This is a genomic window from Micromonospora sp. M51, assembly GCF_018070305.1.
GTDB classification, from domain to species: domain Bacteria; phylum Actinomycetota; class Actinomycetes; order Mycobacteriales; family Micromonosporaceae; genus Micromonospora; species Micromonospora parva.
In genome coordinates this window covers 1-3,394 of sequence record NZ_JAGPXZ010000675.1, presented here as the reverse complement: position 1 = coordinate 3,394, position 3,394 = coordinate 1, and the positions used below count along the sequence as shown (strand labels likewise).

5 protein-coding genes are annotated in these 3,394 nt (G+C 72.3%); all 5 read right to left on the bottom strand.

The window, feature by feature from the left end:
- On the bottom strand, window positions 1–840 hold an 840-nt coding region (locus KBX53_RS26860), incomplete at its 3' end, for a class I tRNA ligase family protein (protein WP_309140859.1).
- Between the two features lie 278 nt (window positions 841–1,118).
- Entirely contained in the window at window positions 1,119–1,784 is a 666-nt protein-coding gene (locus KBX53_RS26855) for a hypothetical protein (protein ID WP_210862319.1), read from the bottom strand.
- A 29-nt stretch (window positions 1,785–1,813) separates the two neighbouring features.
- On the bottom strand, window positions 1,814–2,362 hold the full coding sequence (locus tag KBX53_RS26850) for a hypothetical protein (RefSeq protein ID WP_030327527.1): 549 nt from the start codon (window positions 2,360–2,362) through the stop codon (window positions 1,814–1,816).
- Between the two features lie 102 nt (window positions 2,363–2,464).
- Complete coding sequence (locus KBX53_RS26845) at window positions 2,465–3,184, bottom strand: hypothetical protein (RefSeq protein ID WP_210862317.1); 720 nt, start codon at window positions 3,182–3,184, stop codon at window positions 2,465–2,467.
- Window positions 3,177–3,394, bottom strand: a 218-nt coding sequence (locus tag KBX53_RS26840) for a sigma factor-like helix-turn-helix DNA-binding protein (protein ID WP_305797977.1), incomplete at its 5' end; no start/stop codon positions are given. The genes KBX53_RS26845 and KBX53_RS26840, both read right to left, overlap by 8 nt.

Genomic DNA, 3,394 nt, shown 5'->3' with positions numbered 1-3,394 from the left:
ATCGTCGCCGAGGACCCGATGGGCCAGCGGTTCGGCGACGACGAAGGTGCCCTGCCCGGTGCGGGCCACCGCGTACGTCACGCCGGGATGGACGGCGACGGCGGTGTTGGACACCAGGGTCCACGGGGTGGTGGTCCAGATCAGCAGGTCGACGCCGTTGTGCCCGGCCACCTCCCCGCGCACCGGGAACCGCACGTACACGGAAGGGTCGACGACTGTCTCGTACCCCTGCGCCACCTCGTGGTCGGAGAGCGTCGTGCCGTCGCGGGTGCAGTACGGGGCGACCCGGAAATCCTCCACCAGGCGCCCACCGTCGTGGATCTGCTTCAGTGACCACCAGACGCTGTCCACGTACTCCGGTGACATCGTCTGGTACGGGTGCTCCAGGTCGATCCAGTAACCCATCCGCTCACTGAGCTGGACGAACTCGTCGACGTGACGAAGCACCGAGGTGCGGCAGCGGGCGTTGAACTCCGCGATGCCCATCTTCTCGATGTCGGGCTTGCCGCCGAGCCCCAGTTCCTTCTCGACCGCCAGCTCGACCGGTAGGCCGTGACAGTCCCAGCCGGCGCGGCGCGGCACCGAGAAGCCGCGCATCGTCCGGTACCGGGGAAAGAGGTCCTTGAAGACCCGCGCCTCGATGTGGTGGGTGCCCGGCGTGCCGTTGGCGGTCGGCGGTCCCTCGTAGAACACCCACGGGGTGCCGTCGGCCGTCTGCTCCAGACTCCGGGTGAACACCGAGTTGGCCTGCCACCACTCGATGACCGCGCGGTCCAGCACCGCGAAGTCGATCTTGGTGGGTAGTGGCACGAATGGCGACTTCGACGGACCGTCCGGCACCGACGCTCTCCCTACACTCCACATCCGCTCACGCGGGCATCAGCTCACTGCCCACGCGGGGACGAAGCGCCGGGCGTATGGCCAGGACTCCGCGGTACCACCCCGCTTGCGCCCCGATGGTGCGGGCGCCGCTCAATTCTGCGACGTGACGTGCCGCTGCGTCCGGTTCTACTGAGGCGGCCAGGCTGCCCGTTCTTCCGGAGGCTCCCCGGTGATGGCCGGATCGGTGCCGATGCCGCCAGCATAGCTGTCCGTGCGCGGGGCTCGTGGCCGGAGTGCTAGCCGTGCGACCAGACGCGCAGCGGGCCGGTGGTGGTGAAGCCCGCGCGAAGCGCCGGTGACAGGTCCTGGGTGGTTTCGTAGCCGACCAGCGGCGCGTCGGGCACTGTGGCGCACACCGCGCGCCAGACGTCGTGGGCGGTGCCGGTGCGGGTGAACAGGTTGGAGACGCCGTACGGGCCGTCCCCGCTGAGCACCGCTCCACCGGTGAGCTCGCCCCGATCGTCGTGGCGGGCGAGCACCAGCACCCGCGGGTCGGCCAGGAGCGCGGGGCGGAACAGGGCCCCACCGCCGTGTGCCTCCGCCCAGGACGCCAGGTCGTCGGGGGTGCTGACCCGGTCGAGGGGCGCGTCGGCCGGCGGGGCGGCCGGTTGCCGCTGGATCCACTGCGCGTCGAAGAGCACCCGGAAGCCGTACCCGGACAGGTCGAGATCGGCGAAGCTGTCCTTCACCGTCGCGCCGGGCCCCGCGTCCAACCGCGCCAGCAGGGCCTCGGCGTCGACGCCCGGTCGCAGGGTGACCGCGTCCGGGTACCACTGTGGCGACCGGCGCGGGACCGACCAGGCGTCGGCGTCGGTACGGCCGGGCAGCCCGTGGCTGCCGCAGACGATGTCGCACCACTCGGCGTTGTTGCGGGCCGCCGCCACCCGCTCGTCGTCCCGCACGCCAGCAGCCTAGGCGGCCCGGGTGCCGCTCACCGCGCGTAGGTCAGGTCCATCGTGTCGGTGTGCCCGGACCAGCTCAGGTCGAGGCGCCAGCAACCGGCCCGCGGCAGGTCGATGATCGACGGACCGGGACCGCCGGGGACCTCCCGGATCACCTGCGTGTCGGTGCCGTCCAACCTCGCGGTGATCACCAGGGTTGCCGGTGCGACCGGGTCTGGCGAGGTCGTGACGGCGCGGGCCACCCAGAGGATCTTGTTGTTCGACCCGTCGTCGCGGACCTGCCGCAGCGGATGGGCGAACAGCACCGCCACGATGTCCCCCTTCGCGCCGAAGACGTGCGGAACCCGCGCGTCCCCGCTGAATCCGGCGTCCGCCCAGTCCGGCAGCGGCCCGGTCTCGACCCGCGAGCCGCAGCCCGTCGCGGCGCTCGCCGTGGTGGCGGCGGTGGTGGCCGTGGTGGCGCTCGCCGTGGCGGCGGTCGTGGCAGCCGGTGCGGCCGACCCGCCGCTGGTCGTGGCCGTGCACCCCGCCAACAGGACCACCGATGACACCAGCGTCAACCTGCCCCGTGAACCCATCCGTGCTCCTCCGGTACACCGGCCGCCACCTCGGGCTGGAACAGACCGGGCGACGGCGAATCGTCGTGTCTTCAGGACACCGCCCGGGCCGGCCCGGTTCCCTCAGCGCAGCGAGCGGGCGATCTCGATCGCCTCGGCCCTGGTGAGGTGGCCCTCCAGCCGGTAGCTCACCTCGTTGTCCTGCCAGATCAGGGTCGAGGCGGCCAGCCGGGCGGTCTCCCGGCGAATCCCACCCGCCCGGTCCACGTAGGACAGCACGTGTGGGCCGTCGACCCACACGGCGAAGTCGCCGTTGACCTGGACCCAGTTCGCGCCCGGCGGCGTGACCTCCTTGTGGAAGGCCAGGTCGAGGTGACCGTCGAACGCGTCGACGCGCAGCGCGCCCCCGTCGTAGAGCAGCGTCGCCACCCGGTACCTGCCGGTGGCGTCCGGGTCGGCGACCAGCACCCGCTCGGGTGGGCCCAGCTTCGCCGGCAGGCGGATCGGAAACCGTACCGCCCGCTGCGCCTCGTCCAGGGCGACGACCCGCTGCCCGGGTAACGGCGACGCGGTGGCACCGGGCGGTGTCGGTGCGGGCGCGGTGGCGATGCTGACACCGGCGAAGCGCAGCAGCCCGGTGACAACGTCGGCGATGGCGGCCCGGGTCGGCGGCAACACCGCCACCAGCACTGTGACGAGCGCCACCGCGGCGAGCGAACGCCACCGGCGCCGCCGGGGCGCGGGCGTGCTGAGTCGGACGCGGACGCGGGCGCTCACGTCGGGCGGATCGGGTGTGTCCAGCCAAATGGACAGGTCCCGCAGTTCCCGTTCGAGGTCACCCATGTCGGACCTCCTCCCGGTCGAGCAGGGTGCGAAGCTTCGCCAGCGCCCTGGAGGTGCGCGACTTCACAGTGCCCCGGGGCCAGCCCAGCGTCGCCACCGTCTCCTCCTCGCTGAGATCGAGGAAGAACCGGCAGACGATCACCTCGCGGTCGCGTACCGGCAGTTGCCGTAGGGCCCGCACCAGCGACGCCCGGCGCTCCCCGGCGAGGA

What these genes read in the sequence shown, in the direction of transcription:
- KBX53_RS26850 (WP_030327527.1), bottom strand. Translation starts at nt 2,362, where the DNA reads ATGGGTTCACGGGGCAGGTTGACGCTGGTGTCATCGGTGGTCCTGTTG.
- KBX53_RS26845 (WP_210862317.1), bottom strand. Translation starts at nt 3,184, where the DNA reads ATGGGTGACCTCGAACGGGAACTGCGGGACCTGTCCATTTGGCTGGAC.